Origin of the sequence: Kitasatospora sp. NPDC006697, from assembly GCF_042869935.1 — a bacterium.
GTDB lineage: Bacteria > Actinomycetota > Actinomycetes > Streptomycetales > Streptomycetaceae > Kitasatospora.
In genome coordinates, this window is the sequence record NZ_JBIAGU010000038.1 from 17258 (window position 1) to 36238 (window position 18981).

Annotated in this window: 11 protein-coding genes; 2 read left to right on the forward strand and 9 right to left on the reverse strand. The window is 72.8% G+C overall.

Annotated elements, in window-relative coordinates:
- Positions 1 to 24: 24 nt before the first annotated feature.
- Positions 25 to 864 carry an oxidoreductase gene (locus tag ACFYNO_RS35885; RefSeq protein ID WP_388021747.1) on the reverse strand — a complete coding sequence of 280 codons (840 nt, stop codon included), beginning with the start codon at positions 862 to 864 and terminating at the stop codon, positions 25 to 27.
- A 239-nt stretch (positions 865 to 1103) separates the two neighbouring features.
- Between ACFYNO_RS35885 and ACFYNO_RS35890 the strand changes: the two genes are divergently transcribed.
- Positions 1104 to 3824, forward strand: a complete 2721-nt coding sequence (locus ACFYNO_RS35890) for an AAA family ATPase (RefSeq protein ID WP_388021749.1) — start codon at positions 1104 to 1106, stop codon at positions 3822 to 3824.
- Positions 3825 to 3837: 13 nt separating this feature from the next.
- On the opposite strand, the gene ACFYNO_RS35895 is transcribed toward ACFYNO_RS35890, so the two are convergent.
- From ACFYNO_RS35895 to ACFYNO_RS35915, 5 genes are all read right to left on the reverse strand, one after another.
- Positions 3838 to 4035 carry a hypothetical protein gene (locus ACFYNO_RS35895; RefSeq protein WP_388021750.1) on the reverse strand — a complete coding sequence of 66 codons (198 nt, stop codon included), beginning with the start codon at positions 4033 to 4035 and terminating at the stop codon, positions 3838 to 3840.
- A gap of 17 nt (positions 4036 to 4052) precedes the next feature.
- Positions 4053 to 5111: an alpha/beta fold hydrolase gene (locus tag ACFYNO_RS35900; RefSeq protein WP_388021752.1), complete on the reverse strand. Its 1059-nt coding sequence runs from the start codon at positions 5109 to 5111 to the stop codon at positions 4053 to 4055.
- Between the two features lie 367 nt (positions 5112 to 5478).
- Positions 5479 to 6210, reverse strand: a complete 732-nt coding sequence (locus ACFYNO_RS35905; protein WP_388021753.1) for a hypothetical protein — start codon at positions 6208 to 6210, stop codon at positions 5479 to 5481.
- Positions 6211 to 6232: 22 nt separating this feature from the next.
- Positions 6233 to 13621 carry a DUF6531 domain-containing protein gene (locus ACFYNO_RS35910; RefSeq protein WP_388021755.1) on the reverse strand — a complete coding sequence of 2463 codons (7389 nt, stop codon included), beginning with the start codon at positions 13619 to 13621 and terminating at the stop codon, positions 6233 to 6235.
- Positions 13622 to 13943: 322 nt separating this feature from the next.
- Complete coding sequence (locus tag ACFYNO_RS35915; protein WP_388021757.1) at positions 13944 to 14789, reverse strand: MerR family transcriptional regulator; 846 nt, start codon at positions 14787 to 14789, stop codon at positions 13944 to 13946.
- 138 nt (positions 14790 to 14927) lie between these two features.
- On the opposite strand from ACFYNO_RS35915, the gene ACFYNO_RS35920 reads away from it, so the two are divergent.
- Positions 14928 to 15332, forward strand: a complete 405-nt coding sequence (locus ACFYNO_RS35920) for a nuclear transport factor 2 family protein (RefSeq protein WP_388021759.1) — start codon at positions 14928 to 14930, stop codon at positions 15330 to 15332.
- A gap of 392 nt (positions 15333 to 15724) precedes the next feature.
- Here ACFYNO_RS35920 and ACFYNO_RS35925 read toward each other — a convergent pair whose 3' ends face one another.
- From ACFYNO_RS35925 to ACFYNO_RS35935, 3 genes are all read right to left on the reverse strand, one after another.
- Entirely contained in the window at positions 15725 to 16963 is a 1239-nt protein-coding gene (locus tag ACFYNO_RS35925) for a cation:proton antiporter (RefSeq protein WP_388021761.1), read from the reverse strand.
- Between the two features lie 193 nt (positions 16964 to 17156).
- Entirely contained in the window at positions 17157 to 18026 is an 870-nt protein-coding gene (locus tag ACFYNO_RS35930) for an LLM class F420-dependent oxidoreductase (RefSeq protein ID WP_388021763.1), read from the reverse strand.
- A gap of 264 nt (positions 18027 to 18290) precedes the next feature.
- Positions 18291 to 18527: a hypothetical protein gene (locus tag ACFYNO_RS35935; RefSeq protein WP_388021765.1), complete on the reverse strand. Its 237-nt coding sequence runs from the start codon at positions 18525 to 18527 to the stop codon at positions 18291 to 18293.
- Positions 18528 to 18981: the final 454 nt, after the last annotated feature.

Below are 18981 nucleotides of genomic sequence, written 5' to 3' on the forward strand. Positions count from 1 at the left end.
CTGGGTTCCGGTCGAGAATGGGGCTCACCGCTGCGCCGGGAAGTCGGCGGCGGCGCTGGCGCCTGCCCACCTGCGCGTCTCCTCCGCGCGCGCCTCCCCGGCGGCCAGCGCGGCGGTCACGGCCTGGGCGCCGAGCAGCAGCCGGCGCGGCGGGTCCTCGTGGCCGACGACGTCGATGATCACCCGGGCGGCGCGGGCCGGATCGCCGGGCTGCGTGCCGTTGTTCTCCCGCCGGTAGCGGTTCATCGCGCCGACGGTCTCCTCGTAGTCGGCGCCGACCGCCCGCAGCTCCATGGACGAGCCCTGCCAGTCCGTCCGGAACGCGCCGGGCTCGACGATGACCACCTTCACCCCGAACGGGGCGGTCTCGGCGGCCAGCACCTCGGAGAAGCCCTCGACGGCGAACTTCGCGCTCTGGTAGGCGCCCATCCCGGGCGTGCCGCCGACCCGCCCGCCCAGCGAGGAGAACTGCACGAACACTCCCGACCGCTGCCGGCGCAGCACCGGCAGCGCGGCCCGGGTGACGTTGACGACGCCGAAGAAGTTCGCCTCGAACTGTTCGCGGAAGTCCTGCTCCGCCGTCTCCTCGATCGGGCTGCTGTTGGCGTACCCGGCGTTGTTCACCACCACGTCCAGCCGGCCGAACGAGGCGACCGCCTCGCTCACCGCGGCGCGCGCCGCCTCGGCGTCGGTCACGTCCAAGGCCGCGGTGCGGACCCGCGCCCCGTAGCGGGAGACCAGGTCGGCCAGCTGCTCCGGCCGTCGAGCCGTCGCCAGGACCTGCTCCCCGCTCTCCAGGACGGCTTCGGCCAGCTGCCGGCCGAAGCCCCGGGAAGCGCCGGTGACCAACCACGTGCGAGTCATGTCGAGCCCTTTCGCCCTGTCATCGGGACCCATCGGATCCATCCATCGCTCATCACCATCGGAACTATCGGAACTATCAGAAGTATCGGAACTATCGGACGCGGCACCTGCACCGCGCATCAGTCATCCGACGCTCCGTCAGCGACGCGGCGGCCGGAAGGCGGACGCACGCAGACGGTTCGTAGGATGGGCGAAGCTCCTCCGGGAGGAACTCGTACCGGGGGATATTCGGAGGGGACATGCCGCACCACTCGACACACCGGCTGCTCGGGCGGACCCGCGAAATGGCCGCGCTGGAGAGCCTGCTGCGGGAGGTGGGCGACGGGCGCAGCCGGGTGCTGGTGCTGCGCGGCGAGGCGGGCGTCGGCAAAACGGCGCTGCTCGACCACCTCGCCGAGCAGGCGGCACACCTGCGGACCGTCCGCGCGGCCGGCGTCGAAGCCGAGTCCGACTTCGCCTACTCGGCCCTGCAGCGCCTGTGCGCGCCGCTGCTGCCGCACCTCGACCAGCTGCCGGCCGTGCAGCGGGACGCGCTGCGCGTCGCGTTCGGCCTGAGCGCGGGGGAGCCGCCCGAGATGCTGCTGGTCGGGATCGCGGTCCTCGGCCTCTTCGCCGAGGCGGCGGCCGTGTCGCCGCTGGTGTGCCTGGTCGACGACGCGCAGTGGCTGGACCTGATGTCCCACCGGATCCTGGCGTTCGTCGGGCGCCGGCTGGACGCCGAATCGGTGGCGCTGGTGTTCGCCGAGCGGAGCACCGGCGAGCCGGCACAGGGCCTTGCCGGCCTGCCCGACCTCCCGCTGGGCGGGCTGGCCGACACCGACGCCCGGGTACTGCTCGACAGCGCGCTGCCGGGACCGGTCGACGCCCGGGTGCGGGACCGGATCGTCGCCGAGACCGGCGGGAACCCGCTCGCCCTGCTGGAACTGCCCCGGGGCCTGCCGGCGGCCGAGTTGGCGTTCGGCTTCGGCGGACCGGGTTCCGGCCCGCTGGCGACCAGGGTCGAGGACGGCTTCCGCCGGCGCGTCGACGCGCTGCCGGCCGACACCCGCACCCTGCTGCTGGTCGCGGCGGTCGAACCGGTCGGCGACGGACCGCTGCTGTGGCGAGCGCTGCGCCTGCTGGACATCGGGCCCGAGGCCGCGGCACCGGCGGAGGCCGCGGAGCTGATCACGCTGGGAGCCCCGGTGCGCTTCCGGCACCCGCTGGTGCGCTCGGCCGTCTGGCGCGGCGCCGACGCCGCCGCGCTGCGGGCAGCGCACCGGGCCCTGGCCGAGGCCACCGACGCCGAGCGCGACCCCGACCGGCAGGCCTGGCACCGGGCCCACGCCGCGGTCGGACCGGACGAGCAGGTCGCCGCCGCGCTGGAACGCTCCGCCGACCGGGCCCTGGCGCGCGGCGGCCGGGCGGCCGCCGCCTCCTTCCTGGAACGGGCCGCCGCGCTCACCCACGAGCCGGCCGAGCGAGCCCGGCGCGCACTGTCCGCCGCGGCGGCCTACCTCGCCGCGGGCCTGCCCGCCCGGGCACCCGACCTGCTCGCCGCCGCCGAACTCGCGCCGCTGGACCCCCGACAACAGGCCGACGCGGGCCGGCTGCGGGCCAAGGCCTCGGCCATGACCAACTCGGGTTTCGGCGAAGTGCGCCCGTTGCTCGACGCGGCGGGCCGCCTCGGGGACCTCGACCCGGCCGCCGCCCGGGAGACCTGCCTGGCGGCGTTCGGCGCGGCCGTCTGGGCCGGCCGGCGGGACGGGGAGGGACTGCGGCGAGCCGCCGAGGCAGCCCGCCGACTGCCACCGGGCGACGAGCCGGCCGGACTCCTCCTCGGCGCCCTGGCCGCGTGGACCCTGGACGGAGCGGCCACCGCCTTCGCGCCACTGGGCCGGGCCCTGCGCTCCCTCACCCGGGACGAGGACCTGGCCGCCACCCTGTGGCCGGCCGCGAACGCCGCCGGGGAACTGGGCGACCTGCGGGCCTGGCTGGACCTCACCGACCGGGCGGTGCGCTCGGCCCGGGCGACGGGCGCGCTGTCCGTCCTCGCGACCGCCCTGCCCGAGCGGGCGACCGCACTCGCCCAGGCGGGGCGCCTCTCCGAAGCCCGGGACCTGCTGGCCGAAGGCGCTGCCGTAGAGAAGGCCGAGGGCACGGCGGCCCGCCTGGCCGCGAGCGCCCTGATCGGCGCCTACCAGGGACGGGAGCGGCCGGCCCTGGACGAGATCGAGGCGATGGAACGGGAGGGCGAGCAGCGCGGCCTGGGCCGGCTCACCGCGATGGCGGCCTGCGCCCGGGCGGTGCTCCACAACGGGCTGGGCAACTATCCGCTCGCGAAGGAGGCAGCGCTGAGCGGCGCCGAGTACCAGGACCTCGCCGTGCACCACTGGACCTGCGGCGAACTGGTCGAGGCGGCCACCCGGGCCGGCGACCCGGCCGCCGCCGCCCTGGCCCGCGAACGGTTGGCCGACTGGAGCCGAGCCGGCACGCCCTGGGCCCTCGGCGCGCTGGCGGCCGCCGACGCCCTGACCGCAGCGCCCGAACAGGCCGAGGACCACTACCGCGAGGCCGTCCACCACTTCGCCCGGGGCGGGCTCACCGCCTTCGAGACCCGGACCCGGCTGCTGCTCGGCGAATGGCTGCGCCGCCGCAACCGGCGGGCCGAGGCCCGCACCGAACTGCGCGCGGCGCACCAGGCGTTCACGGAGACGGGCCTGGAGGCCTTCGCGGAGCGGGCCCGCCGGGAACTGCTCGCCACCGGCGAGACCGTCCGCAGGCGGACGACCGGCGAGCCGGTCCTGACCCCGCAGGAGGCGCAGATCGCCCGGCTCGCGGCCGGCGGGCACCCGAACGCGGAGATCGGCGAGCAGCTGTTCCTCAGCCCCCGCACGGTCGAGTGGCACCTGCGCAAGGTCTTCGCCAAGCTGGGGATCTCCTCCCGGCGCGAGATCGCCGGAGCTTTCGCCGACCGGTGAGCCGCTCACCGACTCACAGCCCCAGGTCCGCAGCCAGGCAGGAGAACCTGACCGCCTGGCTGTCCGGGTCGTACACGGCCGCCGCCTGACCCGCCGTCAGCACCGGCTGCTCCGCGACCATGTCCTCGAAGGCGACGCGCTCCGGGAGCGCACCGAACCGGGCCCGGCGGACCTCCGCGGCCTGCTCCTCCGTGCCAGCATGACTCACCATCTTCTCCTCCATAAGGTTCACAGCCGGTCGGCGTCCACGACGGCCTGGGCAAATGCGGTCGGCGCCTCCTGCGGCGCGTCGTGGCCGACGCCGGCGAGCACGCGGTGCTCGTACGGTCCGGCGAAGAGGTTCCGGTACCCGGAACCGTCGGTGCCGGCCAGGAACGGGTCCAGGGCGGGGTCCAGGGTGATGGCCGGCACCGTGATGACCGGCCGGGCCGCGAGCAGCGCCTCGTAGCGGTCGTAACGGCGCTCGCCGTCGGCCAGGCCCAGGCGCCAGCGGTAGTTGTGGATCACGATCGCGGCGTAGTCGGGGTTCTCGAACGCGGCGGCCGTGCGCTCGAAGGTGGCGTCGTCGAACTGCCAGGTCGGGGAGACCTCGTCCCAGACCAGCCGGCACAGGTCGTGCCGGTTCTGCTTGGTCTCCATCGCCAGCCGGCCGCGCTCGGTGGCGAAGTAGTACTGGTACCACCAGGTGTGCTCGGCCTTCGCCGGCAGCGGGTTCTGCTGCGACGGGACGTCGGTGACGAGGTAGCCGCTCACCGACACCAGGGCCCTGACCCGCTCCGGCCACAGCGCCGCGATGATGTCGGCGGTGCGCGAACCCCAGTCGAAGCCGGCCAGCACCGCCTTGTGGATCCCCAGCGCGTCCATCAGGGCGACGATGTCGAGGGCGATCGCGGACTGCTGCGCGTTGCGGACGGTGGCGGGGGAGAGGAAGGCGGTGCTGCCGTGGCCCCGCAGGTACGGCACGATCACCCGGTAGCCGGCATCGGCCAGCAGCGGCGCCACGTCGACGAAGCTGTGGATGTCGTAGGGCCACCCGTGCAGACAGATCACCGCCGGGCCGTGCTTCGGCCCCGCCTCGGCGTAGCCGATGTCGAGCAAACCGGCCCGGACCTGCTTCAGCTCGGCGAACGCGGTATGCGTGCCCGGGGCGATGGCCGGGATCACCGGGGCCGGCCGCGCGGAGCCGGCCGCGAAGGCGGCGGGCCCGCTCGCGCCCGCACCGGCCGACACGGCCGTGGCGCCCACGCCGAGACCGACCGCCCTGGTGAATGTCCGCCTGTTGATCATGTCGATCCTTCCTGGAGACTCGCCGGTCCGGCCGGCGCCCACCGATCACGATCCCGCAACCGTGGCCCCGTCGAGCCCGTACCGGACCCTGGTCGGCCCGGGCCAGGGTCCACCGGCCCGACACGGGACCGGCGCAGACGCCCACCGCGGGTGGCCCCGGCGTCCTTCGGCAGGCTGATCTCAGCGCCCGGCGAGGGCGTCGAACCAGGTGCGGACGAGGGGGTAGGAGGCGAACGCCGAGCCGTTATGGCCGGTGGCGTCCGCGTCGACCAGCGGCGCGTCGACTCCGGCGTGCGCCAGTTGCGCCTTGCAGGCAAGAGGCCTTCCTCGCCGCGCAGCGCCGTCGAGCCGGCTCCGTGCGGGGGCGTCAGACCTCGGCCGGCCACACCAGCGGCTCGGCCGCCGCCCGGTCCAGCTGGAGCACTCGTGCGGCCCGTGCGGCGAGCGGCCCGTCCGGGCCCTCCACCAGCTGGCGGGCCGCCCGGTAGCGCACCACGGCCTCCGGCGCGGCCAGCCAGGACTGCGCAGGGCCGCTCGCGCGGCTCCACAGCGCCGGCCGTCGGGACCGCGCCGTCAGCCGCAGGGCCGCCTCCGCGAAGCAGGCCCGGGCCAGCGTGTCCGGCTCCGCCGCGCCCGCTGCCAGGAGCAGCTCCAGGTCCGCCTCCCAGTCCGTGGCGGCGTCGCCGAGCAGCGCGGCCGCCATCGAGCGGACCTCCGGAACGGCGTGCGCCACCAGCTGACGCACCGGCTCAAGACGGTGCGTCAGCTGCTCGGCGACCTCCCGCTCCCAGGCCACCTGACGCTCGTACAGCTCGGGGCGGGAGCTGGACCGCAGCTGGTGCGCCCACTCGCCGAGCGAGTAGGCGGTGGCGTCGAGGACCGCCAGCGTGTCCGCCTGCCAGGGCGTCCCGCCGGTCTCCAGCGATGCCAGCAGCGCGTCGACCACCGCGGCCGAGGTGGCCGTCACCGCGCCGCCCTCGGTGCAGCCCAGCTGGAGCAGGGCCCAGGCCGCCTCCCGGGCATCATCCCGGTCAGTCGCGCCGGTCAGCGAGGCGACCAGGCCGGCGACCGGGTCGCCGCCGGTCCGGTCGGTGCTCATCGGTCCTCCTGCTGATAGGGCGTCAGAACGAGATGTCGAGGTACCTGAGGACGTCCTGGCAGAGCGGGCACGGCGTGCCGACCGTACCGTGCTCGGCGGCGAGCTTCGCGCTCTCGCCGAATACCTTCACCGTCCGCATCGCGCCGCCGCGGACTCCGGCCTCTCCCTCGGCCCGGTAGGCCTCGACGAGGCAGGCCATCTCCGCGCAGCCGCGCGGGGCGAGTCCGGCCCGGTCGAAGATGTCCTTCAGCTCCTGGGGGAAGTTCATGAAGCGCTGGTTCGTGCAGTAGTAGGTGGCACCGCTGGGCGAAGTGTATTCGGAGGCGTACTGGACGCCCTTCTGGCCGGCCGCACCGCGGACGGCATCGGCGAAGGTCGACAGCGGGTCGCCCGCGATCGTGCCGTCCTGGCCCGGGTCGTCGTCGCAGGAGCCCTTGTTCGTCGGCGGGGTGTACTTGCCGCCGTTGCCCCCCTTGCCGCCCTGGGGCTGGGTCTGCGGTCCCGGGGGGCTGTTGCCGGTCAGACAGGTGGCCGGGGTGCCACCGTCGCCGCACTTGCCGCGCGGGTCGGCGTTGCCCTGGTCGTTCTCGGGCTGCTGCGGCGGTCCGGGCTTGGGGACCGGGGTCGGGATCGGGTTGTCCAGCGGGACCAGCAGCTGCCACACCAGCGTCCAGGTGTGGGCGATCGAGACGACCGGAGCGCCGACCTGCACCCCGCCGACCAGGGTGGTGGTGACGGTCCGGACGAAGGTGTCGGTCCGCGTGTACAGGTACTTGTCGTCGTACCAGGAACTGTGCGTGGTCCAGGAGTTGACGGTGGTCCGGGTCACGGTCTGCGGCTGGGGCGACTGCGGCGGCCCGGGCTGCGGGTTGGGCGAGCGCACCGGGTTCAGCTGTCCGCCCGGGCCGACGCCGGCCCCGGGGTTGGTGGTCGGCCCCTCGTTGCTCAACGAGCCGTCCTCGTTGACCTTGAGCGCGTAGTAGATGCCGGCCACCACCACGACCACGATGGCACCGATCACCAGCGCTTCCAGGCAGCCGACGACGCAGGCGACCCCGGCCGCCGCGTCCACCGCCACGTCCTCGATCGCCGGGACGATCGCGTCAGCCACCTCGGGCAGCGCGTTCTCGACCTCCACGGCGCCCTTGCCCAGCAGGTTGATCCCGCCGCGCAGCAGCGAGGCAGCCTCCTTGAGCCCGCCCTCCGCCCAGCTGAACGGATCCTCCACGAGGTGCCCGGTCGGGTCCACGTTGCTGGTCGGGTTGCCGGCGCCGTACCCGTACAGATTGTCCGAGGCGGCACTGCTGATCGGCCCGGGCAGGCTGTCGCCGGCCAGGAACCCGCCCAGGCTCGGGTCGTACCAGCGCGCCCGCGCGTCCACCCGGCCGCTGGCGGCTGTCCAGCCGCCCTGGAAGCCGAGCGGGCTGAGCCCCGCACCGCGGCCCTGCGGCTCGCCGAACGGCCCGAAGGTCTGGGTGCCGCGCGAGCTGCCGTTGCCCGGGTCGGCGGCACCGATCACATCGCCGTGCACGTTGGTGAGCAAGGAGGAGGCGGACCCGCTGGTGGGCCTGGCCGCCAGCGGACGTCCCGTCAGGTCCCGGGCGTAGAGCCAGCTCCCGTCCGAGACCGGTTCGTCGCCCAGCCCGTCGTACTCGATGGTCTGGTTGTTGCCGGAGACCAGTCGGCCGAGGGCGTCGTAACTGTTGGTGGCGCTACCGTCCTTGATCAGCTGGTCGAAGGCGTCGGAGGCGGTGCTGACGGTGAGCGGCGAGCCCTCCGGCAGTGCGGTGGTGGTGGTCGAGGCGAGCGTGCCGCGCGCGGTCCACTGGTAACTGGCGGTCTGCTGCTGGCTGCTGGTGCCGGTCAGCCGGTTGCGCTGGTCGTAACTGGCCGTGGTGACAGCCGGGTTGGACTTGGTGGCGCCGACCAGCTGCCAACTCGTACTGCTGCTGCGGTTGCCCGCGCCGTCCCAGGCGTAGTCGGTCTCGGTGTTCTGACCCTGGTCCACCGCGCTGATCAGCCGGTTGTCGGCGTCGTAGCGGTACGTCCGGTTGTGCTGACCGGCCAGCGCTCCGCTGCCGGTGGTGGCGGTCAGGTTGCCGTTGGGGTCCCAGCTGTAGCCGAGCGTGCCGGTCTGCGCGCCGGAGGCGTCGTACCGGGTCTCACTCAGCGGGCGGCCGATGCCGTCGTAGCCGAAGGAGTACGAGGCGGCCACCGCGCCGCCACTCGCGGTGTCCTTCTCCGCGGTCAACTGACCGACGGGGTCGTAGGTGTAGCTACGGGTGCCCCCGCTCAGCGGGTCGGTGACCGAGGTGACCGCGCCTGCCGTGTCGTAGCCGAAGGCGGTGCTGCCGGCCGCCCCGCTGCGCACCGTCAGCCGGCCCAGCGCGTCGTACTGGTTGACGTAGCTGACGTCGCCGTCACCGGTGAAGCTCGGGTGGCTGTAGGCGTACAGCTCGCCGCGGTCGTTGTAGACGAAGTTCTCGGCGCCGTACGGCGCGTCGACCGAGGTCATCCGGCCGTCCAGGTCGTAGCCGAACTGGCGGATGAAGGTGGAGGCTTCGGCTCCGGTGCCGCTCTGGCTGGTCAGCTCGCCGAGCAGGTCGTACCCGGCCGCACTGGTCACCCCGCCCGGCGCGGTCATGGCCACCGGCTCGCCGAGCGCGTTGTAGCTGGTCGTCCAGGTGCGGTCGGCCAGGGCCGGGTGGGCGGTGGTGGCCGGCTCGACGGTCACCGAGGGCTGGTTCCACGCGTTGTACGCGGTCAGCGTGGCGTTGCTGTCGCCGTCGGTGACGCGGGTGCGGTTTCCGTTGGCGTCGTAGCCGAAGGAGGTGCTCGGGGCGGGCAGCACGGTGCCGTTGGCGTCGGTGGGCACCGGGTCGGTGAGCCGCGCCACTTGTGAGGCGGCGTCGTAACTTGCCTGCCATACCTTGCCGTCGGGGTCGGTGATGGCGGTCGGATTGCCAGCCGCGTCGTTGGTCCAGGCGGCTGTGGTGACCGCGGTGTTGTTCGGGTCGTAGGAGGTCTGCCGGATCCGTCGGCCCGCCAGGTCGTAGCTGGTGTCGCGGTGCCGGCCCAGGGCGTCGGTGGTGCGCACCAGCCGGCCGGCCACGTCGTAGCCGAAGCCGGTGGTGCTCCGGCCCAGCACGGTCTCGGTGACCTTCTCGCCGACCGCGTCGTAGCCGTAGCTGACCCCGCTGCCGCCCGACATCTGCGAGAGCAGGTCGCCGAACGGGTCGTAGAGGTAGCTGGTGGTGTACTGGGCCGGAGTGGTCGCGGCGCCGGGCAGGTACCGTTCGACCGTGGTGGTGCTGGACACCCGGCCCATCTGGTCGTACGTGTGCAGGGTCTGCGCGCCGGTCGGGTCGATCTCGGAGAGCAGCTTGCCGCCGTCGTTCCAGGCGTACGTGGTGGTGCCGCGGGTACCGCCGGCCACGGCCGCGGGCGCGGTCAGCCTGATCGGGCGGTTGCGGCCGTCATAGCCGAGATCGGTGCGCTGGCCCAGCTTGTCGGTGTGGCTGAGCACGTTGCCGTTGGCGTCGTAGGTCCAGCTCTCGTGCGGGGTGACCTGGGTCCCGTTCGGCTCGGTGGAGGTCGGGTAGGTGGTCTGGGCCCGGCGCCCGAAACCGTCGTAGGTGGTGTGCGTGACGTTGCCCCGCGGGTCCTTGACGTCGGTGAGCTCGCCGAAGGTGTCGTAACCACGGGTGGTCGCGGGCGTCGCCGTGACGGCGCCGGCGCCGCTGCCGTCCTCGACCGAGAGCTTCGGCTCGGTGACGGTGCTCAGCCGGCCCAGCGCGTCGTAGGCGTTGGTGGTGGTGTAGGCCGGGTCCGGGGTGGCAGTAGCGGTTCCGCGCGGATCGGTGACGGTGAGCACCTGGCCGCGCGCGTCGCGGGTGTAGGCGGTCACCAGGTCCGCGGTGGCGTCGTTGTGCACGACCGCGCGGACCAGCCGGCCGACCGGGTCGTACTGCTGGCTGCTGGTCTCGGTCCTGGTGCTGTTGGACAGCGTACTGCTGAGCAGCCGGCCGGCCACGTCGTAGCTACTGCTGGCGGTCCGGTTCAGCCCGCTCGGGTCGACCGTGCTGCTGAGCAGGGCGTTGGTGTTGTCATAGGCGTAGGAGGTGGTGCGGGTGCCGCCGGCCAGGTCGCTCAGGACGTTGCCGGCCGGGTCGTAGGTGTACTGGTGCAGCACCAGTTGACGCGGTGTCGAGGTGGGCGTGTCCAGGTAGCTGTCGAAGGTCTCGCTGAGCTTCAGGTTGTCGGCGGTGTACGTGTAGAGGACCCGGGCGCCCATCGCGTCGGTCGCGGAAGCCAGTCGGCCCGCCGGGTCGTAGGAGTAACTGGCCACGTCCACCCGGCGGGTGGTGGTCGGGGCGGCCGGGTTGTCGGCGAAGGCGGGGATCGCGATGTCCAGCAGCCAGCCGTGGTACTGCTCGTAGGTGTACTGGAAGGTGGTGCCGATGCCGTCGGTCGAGGTGACCAGGTTGCCGTCACCGTCGTAGGACTTGCTCGCGGTGCGCACGCCGTTGACGGTCACCGAGTTCTGCCGGCCGCGGACGTCGTAGCCGTAGACCGTGGTCCGCGCCGGGTCCCCGCCGGCCGTGGTCGCGGTGGCGTCGGACACCGTGCTGGTGAGCAGGTTGCCGTCCTTGTCGTAGCTGCTGCTGGTCTTCTTCTGGTGGGTCACACCGGTGACCGGATTGACCACGGCCGGGTCCGCCTCGCCGACCAGGTGGCCGGCGCCGTCGTAGACGTAGTCCGTCTCGCTGGCCGGGGTGCCGTCCGGTTCGGTGACCAGCTTGCGGGTCAGGTGGCCGAAGCCGTCGTAGAACTGGTCGGTCACCTCACCGGTGGCCGTGGTGATCCTGGTCTGCTCGCCGTAGGCGTCGTAGCCGTAGCCGGTGACCTGGCCGTCCGGGCCGGTCACGGAGGCGAGCAGGCCGCAGGCCTGCAGCGCGCCCGCGTTGGCCGGGTCGTTCACCACCACCGGGGCCAGGGTGGGGTTGCGGCCGCTGCCGGAGTCGCAGGTGTACTGGTAGGTGGTGGTCGCGCCGTTCGGTGCCGCGGCGGTGCCGGGGGTGGTGCGGCTGGTCAGCTGGCCGAAGGAGTTGTACGCCATCGTGGTCAGGTGGTGGTCGGCATCCGAGGTCTGCAGCACCTTGCCGGACCTGGGGTCGGCCGGGTTGTAGGCCTGACCGGAGTCGCCGGTGAAGTACAGGTAGCTGGTGTTGACCAGGGTCTGCGGGTCCCGGTACCGGCCGATGGTGGTGAGGTGGTTCCAGCCGTCGTAGTAGTAGGTGGTGAGGTTCTGGTTCTCGTCCATCACCCCGGCCACCCGGCCGAAGACGTCGTACGTCCAGACCTGGTTGTCCCAGTTCTGCGGGGTCGGCGTGCTGCTCCACCGGTTGAGCAACTGTCCCCAGCCGCCGTACTGGTAGCGCATGACCAGCCCGCTGGGCTGGGTCACCGCGACCACGTAGTCGGCGTTGGTGTCGATCGGGTCGCTCTTCGCGTAGCGCCAGACGTCGCCGCCCGTCACGGCCGGGTCGGGGTAGCCGACCTGGCTGACCCGACCGGTGCCGGAGTCGTAGCCGATCGACACGGCCTCGCCGGCGCCGTTCGGCGGGGTCAGCAGGTTGAGCCGCTGGTCGCTGCCGTACCGGTAGGTGGTGCAGGCGGTGACGTCCCAGCGCGGATTGCAGGCCGAGGTCAGCTGGTCCAGGGTGTAGCCGTAGGTCCAGGTCTGCACGCCGGCCTGGCGCACCGGCGGGGTGCCGCCGACGGTGGAGATGGCGGCGAGGTGGCTGGTGCCCCAGGTGACGTAGAGGTGGCGGACGGCGCCGAGGTCGATCCCGGTCAGCTTCCCGCCGCTGTAGCGCAGATACGTGGACTGGCCGCCGGGGGCGTTGATGCTGCCCAGGGTGCCGTCGCTGTTGAACAGGTAGACCGTGCCGTCGGGCATGGTGACCGAGCCGCGCCCGGCGTAGACCGCCTCGTCCGGCTGGCCGTAGGCGGGGACCCAGCTTCCGTCCGGGTTCTGGCCGTAGCGGATCTGCCGTCCGTCGGGGTAGCTGACCGTCAGGAAGCCCGCGCTGTCAACGTCCTGGCGCATGTCCAGCACCGAGGACCAGCCGCGGCCGAAGGCGCCGATCGAGCTGCTGGCGCTGTTGTACGTCCGGGCGATGGTCAAGGTGGTGCCGTCGATCGGCAGTTGGACGTCGGTCTCGGTGCGGCTGTAGTTGCCCTGGTACAGGTCCACGCCCACCGGGTCCGCCTGCCCCGGGCCCAGGTGGGTGTTGGCACCCGGGGTGACCACGGGGCTGAAGGCGGTCAGGTCGGACCACGGCGTGGTGTAGGTGTTGTCCTTCACCCGGGCCTGCCAGTAGAACGTGGTGTTCCACTTGAGCACCCCGGCAGGCGGCTGGATGCTGGTCGTCCCGTAGAACCCGCCCATGGTGACGCTCCGCCAGCCCGGGTCCCAGCAGGCCGGGTCCGTGGTGTCGGCGGTCGGGCAGACCTTGTACTCCACCCAGTTCGGCTGGGTGTTGTCCGCACTGACGTCGACGGTCAGGTAAGGACTGAGGTTGTCGACGGTGGAGTTGTTGGCCGGACCGAAGATGCTGCCGGTGGGCGCGTAGTGCGGCACCGTGATCGCGACGGCCTGGCTGGCGACCACCCCGAAACTGCTGAGGAAGGAGGTGCCGCCGCCTCCGGTGCCGACCCGCACGTCCCAGTTGAGCAGGAAGGAGCCGGCCGGCAGCTGCTCGAACATCCCGTCGATGTCGACGTAGTAGCCGGGCGGCAGGTCCGAGGTGAGCTCGGTGCCGATGCCGTTGAGGTTGTAGACGTTGCCGTTGGCGTAGTGCAGGTGGTAGCCGAGGTAGGTGCTGCTGGCCGACCAGGTGACGTTGGAGGTGTTGGTCACCCGCACCCGCTGGTAGCCGGGGGTGTCGTAGCGCGGCGCCGGGTCGGGGCTGGCGAGTATCTGGTAGGTGGCGCCGTAACTGACGGCGGTGGTGTCCGCGGACGTGGCCAGCGGCTCGGTCGTGCGGGCCGGGGCGGTCACTCCCGCGGCGACCGGGTGGACCTGTTGATCGGTCGCCTGATGGTGAGTTGACGGATGATCAGGCGCCACTGGCTGCGGCTTCCGGCGTTCGGCCACCGCCGCCTTGAACCGCTCCTGCGCGTCGTGCAGCGGGCCGCCGGCGGGTGCGGGCGCCTGGGTGGCGGCCTGGCTCGGGGGCTGGCGCTTGCCGGTCACCTGTCCGGGCGGCAGCGGTTTGCTCACCACCGGGCCGGGCAGTCCGCCCGGTTGGGCGAGGGCCGCCGCCGAGGAGGTCGCCTGGATCAACGAGCAGACCAGCGCGATGACCACCGCCACCGTCAGCAGGACCCGTCTCAACGCGCGCATGCCCGAACCACCCCGTCCCCCTGGTGCCCAACCGCCACGGTGAGCCCGGTAGTTCGGGCGCGCCCCAAGGGTGGCGGAGGGCGGGTGGCGTTCGGGCGTCCGCGAGGTAAAGCTTCAACCCCCGCCTGGCGTCGAGTCAGTTCTGCCAGCGTGTCGGTCAACCAGCCGGCCCGGAACTGCTCCAGCTCGATCCCCACGCCGGGCACCCGGCGGTGCAAGCGGTCCTCCGCAGATAGGCCGGCGCCGACTCCCGCGACTCGCTCCGCGCGAACCGGTGAGGTGTCGCCGAGAAGTGGCAGCACCTGCATGGCGGCGCAGGAGCTCAGCCTGCCCTCTGCGGATCGGCGACGCTGGTGCGGAAGACCGGCCAGCAGACTTCGGTCCGCCACAGTGCGCTGTCCGATGTGTGGCGTTGGCCGACCAGGTAGTACTCGCGGATCGGGCCGTCGACGGCGAGCGCGTGGCGGGTGACGTAGGCGGCCAGCGTGCCGTAGGCACGGTCGACCTCGGACGGCGGCCCGCAGTGCTCGAGGACGGCGAGCTCCACTGCCGGGACCAGCAGCGGTGTGACTCGACCGACCGGCCGGACGGGGCCATCACAGGGCACGAAGACGGTGGCCTGCCCGCGGTGCAGGGTGAACAGCTCATCCGCGTACACGCCGCCGGCGTGGCCGGTCTCCCGCAACCCCTGGCCGGCCACGGTCGCGAACAGCTCGCCGAGGGCGCCCTGAAACCACGCTCCGGTGTCCTGGGCATCGACGGTCGCCGTGATCGCCGCGGCCTGGACGGCGCCGACGCTGCGCAGCTCGATCGCAGGCGAGTCCGCGGCGGCCGGCGGAGACAGGAGGTCACGCAAGGCCGCCACGGCGCGCTGGGTGCGGCCCAGCTCCTCCTCCAGTCGGTGCAGGTGCGCGTTGATGTGCTGGTTGCGGGTGGGGACGTCGGCGGTGGCCAGGACGGTCCGGATCTCCTCCAGGGGCATTCCGAGGTCACGGAAGCGGCGTACGACCTGGGCGGTGGGGATCTGTTCGGCCGAGTAGCGCCGGTAGCCGGTCTGAGGATCGACGTCGACCGGTTCCAGCAGCCCGATCTCGTGGTAGTGGCGCAGGGTTTTGACGGTCATGTGGGTGGCGCGGGAGAAGTCCCCGATCGACAGGTAGCTGATCACCTGTCGATTGTGCGGCCTCCGGTAGGGGGAGAGTTCGGCGGCACGGTTGCCTTGACTCTCCCGCGACGGCCGCCGCGAGCCTGGTGCCCACGGCCGGAACCCGGCCGATCACCCACCGAACACCGGAGTTGACCCACCATGTCGCAGACCACCGCAATCGACGTCGACCGGATCGTGCAGCGCTACGTCGCCGTGTGGAACGAGCCGGACCCGGCCGCACGCGAGCGCGCCGTCGCCGAGCTGTGGGTGCCGGACGGCGTCGAGTTCGTCGAAGGCGCTCAGTTCCGCGGCCGCGCCGGCCTGGTCGACCGGGTCTCGGAGGCGCACGGACTGTTCGTCGCCACCGGCGACTACCACGTCACGGACGACGACCACGTCACCGTTCACGACGACGTCGTCATGTTCACCATCCAGCTGACGCATGCCAAGGGCCCCGAGGCCGACGAGGTGGCCTTCGCGGCCCGGGTCTTCCTCGTGCTGGACGACGACGGCCGGATCCTGCAGGACTACCACCTGACCGTCCGGCCGCTGCCCGAGGCGTAGCGCCTGGCCGGGCCGTCCGGCGAGGTCGATCGCCTCGCACGGCTGAGGGTCTTCCTCGCTCCGCGGGATACCACGCCAGACGGCCCGGAACCGGCCGAATGCCGGAGGCAGCAGCCCACGCTCAAGGCCGGGCACAACCAGGGCCCCGAGACAAGCACCCGACTGCTCTCGATCCTGGAGGACACCGATTCTCGGCAGCGCAAGCAGCGGGCCTGGTGAGAACCCCTTCCCACGCCACTGAGCAGTCCGAGCGGACCACCCGGGCGAGGGTTGGGCTTGCCCGGAAGGGGCTGGCCAGCCGCGATGACCAGGCGGGCATGGGCGTCGACGACGACCCATGTGGGTGACAGCTCGAACAACCTCAAGTCGATCACCGCAGGTAAAGCGACAAGCTAACCTCCCTCCCACGCGGGGTCGGTGAGTCCGGAGCGGGCTGCGGCGTATCGCGAGGCGAGGGGGCCGTAGGTAAGACCGTGCAGCAGCAAGCTCATCAGGACCGTCATCGTCATCACTTGGCCCGCCAGGTCCGCCTCGTGCGGGGACCTGGCGGACAGGCTGATGAAGGCGAGCAGTCCGAACACGATGGAGGCCAGGCCGCGCGGTCCGAGCCAGGCGAGCAGCCAGCGGTCGGCCGGCGGGATCCCGGTGCCGAGCAGGCAGAGCAGGACCGGAGTGACCCGGACCAACGTCAGGGCCACTGCGGCGTACGCCACCACCCGGCCGTCGAAGTCGCCGGTGAAGGCCGTGGTGACCACTTCGCCGAAGACGAACCAGAGCGCGAGCGAGAACAGCGTTCCCAGGTCCCCGACCAGGTGCAGCGCCTTGGGCGGCAGGCTGCGGGAAGCCGGGGTGAAAGCGAGCCCCGCGACGAACGCCGCCACGAAGCCGTTGCCGTGCAGCACGTTGGCCAGCGCGTAGGCGCCCAGCGGCAGTGCGACGATGCCCAGCCGGACGGCGGACTCCCGGGCCCACCCGGCCCGCCAGGAGCGCCGGAGCAGCCAGCCGCCCGGCTTGCCGACCAGCAGGCCCGCGAGCAGGGCCCACAGCAGGGAGGTGAACGCGGTGTGCAACTCCCCGGTCGGCTCCGGGCCGTGGAGGCCGTGCGACTCGAGGCCCGCCAGACACAGCAGGAAGACCGGGGCGACGATGCCGTCGTTCAGCCCGCTCTCGATCGTCAGCACCGCGCGTAGCCACGACGGCAGGCGCGGGTCGCGGATCAGGTCGGCCGCGGGCGCGAGGTCGATCGGCACGGTCACCGTGGCGAACACCGCCGCCAGCCACCAGCCGCCGGCCGGGAAGAGCAGCCGGCCCAGCAGCACGGCCAGGCCCAGCGTGAGGGGGAGGGCCAGCACCAGCAGGCGGGCCAGCAGTCGCCGCTGCCGGTGGACGGCGCCGGCCGGTACCTCGGTGGCGTCGACGAAGAGCGCGACGGCGAGGATGACCTCCACCGCGTGCTCGGCGTTCGACGTGGTCAGGCTGATCGTGACCAGGGGGTGCGGTCCGACGGTCAGCGCCACCCCCGCCGCGGTCATCACGACCGGAGCCGTCACGCTCCACCGGGCCAGCCGGCCCGAGACCAGGGACCAGGCCAGGAGCGTGCCCATGGTGACTGCCAGCGCGATCACGCGCATCCGTCCCTTCTCGCGGCGGCGTCCCTGTGCCGTGGCCGGACGGTATCCGGGTAGGAACAGGCCCACGGTCCGTGCCCGCGCGCGCCGAACAGCGGCACGTCCGTACCGAACACCGCCGCACGACGGGCTCCGGCGGCTCGTGACCTGCCTCGGCGGGTCCGCGGGCCGCAGCGGCACTCGGCGAGGGGATGTCTCATCCGGCTGTGCGAAGCCAGGTCCGGGCGAGCTCGCCGACCCACGCCGTAGCCTCCTCGGGGGTCGGCGGGGGTGCGGCGACGACGACGAGTTCGGTGACGGACGCCGCGGCGAGTTCGGCCAGGTGCTCCGGGGTTGCGTCGCGCGGCGCCACGGCGATGGTGAGGCCGTCGATGGCGCGGCCGTGGCGGGCGCACTCCTCGGCGAGCACGGCGACGTGCGCCGGGACGTCGGCCATCGGCACGTTGAAGCCGTACCAGCCGTCGGCGAGCGCCGCCGCACGACGCAGGGCGGTGGCGCTGTTGCCGCCGACCAGGACGGGCAGGTGTCCGCCGCGCAGCGGCTTGGGGTTGACCCGGATCGCGTCGAAGCGGGTGAACTCCCCGGTGAAGGAGGCCGGGTCGTCCGACCACAAGGCGCGCATCGCGGCGAGGTACTCGTCGGTGCGGCGCCCGCGTCCATCGAACGGGACACCGAGGGCGGTGAACTCCTCGGCCGACCAGCCGACCCCGATCCCGAGGCTGAACCGGCCGGCGGACAAGACGTCGAGCGTGGCGGCCTGCTTGGCGACCACGACCGGGTTGTGCTCGGGGAGCAGCAGGACGCCGGTCGCGAGCTCGATCCGGCTGGTGACCGCTGCGGCGAAGCTCAGCGCGAGGAGTGGGTCCAGCCAGTCCGTGTCCGGAGGCACGGCGATCCGGCCGTCGGGGGAGTACGGGTAGTGCGAGGCGGGGGCGTCCACCAGAACCACGTGCTCGCCGCACCACAGCCGGTCGAAACCGTGCGCCTCCGCAGCTGCGGCCACGGCCCGGATCACCTCCGGACGGGCGCCGTCACCGATGCCGAGCGCGTGCAGACCTACCCGCATGCTCCGCCTCCTCACCGCCACCCTAAGCACCGTTCCCAGGCGAGGACGACCTGGCACGCCGTCAGGGAGCGGCGGGATACGTCATCGAGGCGAATGGATGCGGCCCGGCGGCCGGCGCCTCCCCGTACGCCGCTCCTGCTGCCTCGCGCGGATGGCGGCGCGGCAGCCGAGGCGCTGCCGGCCACCGCACGTCGGCCGCCCGCGACCCGTTGGCAGGCGGCGACAGACCCGCCACCCGGCCCAGGGGTCGCCGCCTGACCGTACTTACCGAGTCGGCCGGGGCCGCTTCGACAGCTCGGCCGCGGTCTGCTTCCACGTCGCGCGGCAGCGGGCCGCGGTCGAACAGAGCACCAGCTCGGGGGCGGTGCCGGTGACCGGATCGTCGCCGAACAGCCCGGCCGCTTCGGCCTGCCAGTCGGGGCACCCGCTGATGTCGCCTGCCAGGAAGACCGCGGGCCGGCCGCCGGGGTGGTACTCGCTGGGGGACTCGGAGTACTCCATCAACCGCTCCGTCGTAGACGTGCAGGGTGGCCAGCGCGGCGTCGGTTCCGCAGCCGGGGCACAGGCGCCAGGCGGTGGTGGGGTCGGGGAGGAACCACGCCGTCCTCCTCGTCACCCACCGCTTCTCCTCCGTACGCAACGCCGACAACATCTACGTACTCGAGCGGGGAAGATCACCGACAGTGCTGGGTGTGGCCACTGGAGGAGGAAGCCGTGGCGGAGCAGGGGGCCGGCTCGGCCGTGTGTCTGGCACCGTCCTGTGGGCCGAACAGTCACTTCGCCGAATGATCACCTGGTTGCGAGTGGCGGTCCGGTCGGGCGCATGCAGACGGAGCACCGAGCGGGGCGTGAAGGTGAGTATCCGTACTCAGGACACGCTCCCGGGCTACCGGGAGGCTGTTGGCGATGCGTACTGATGAGGGGGAGAAGAGGGAACCGGGTGCCCGGCCGCGCT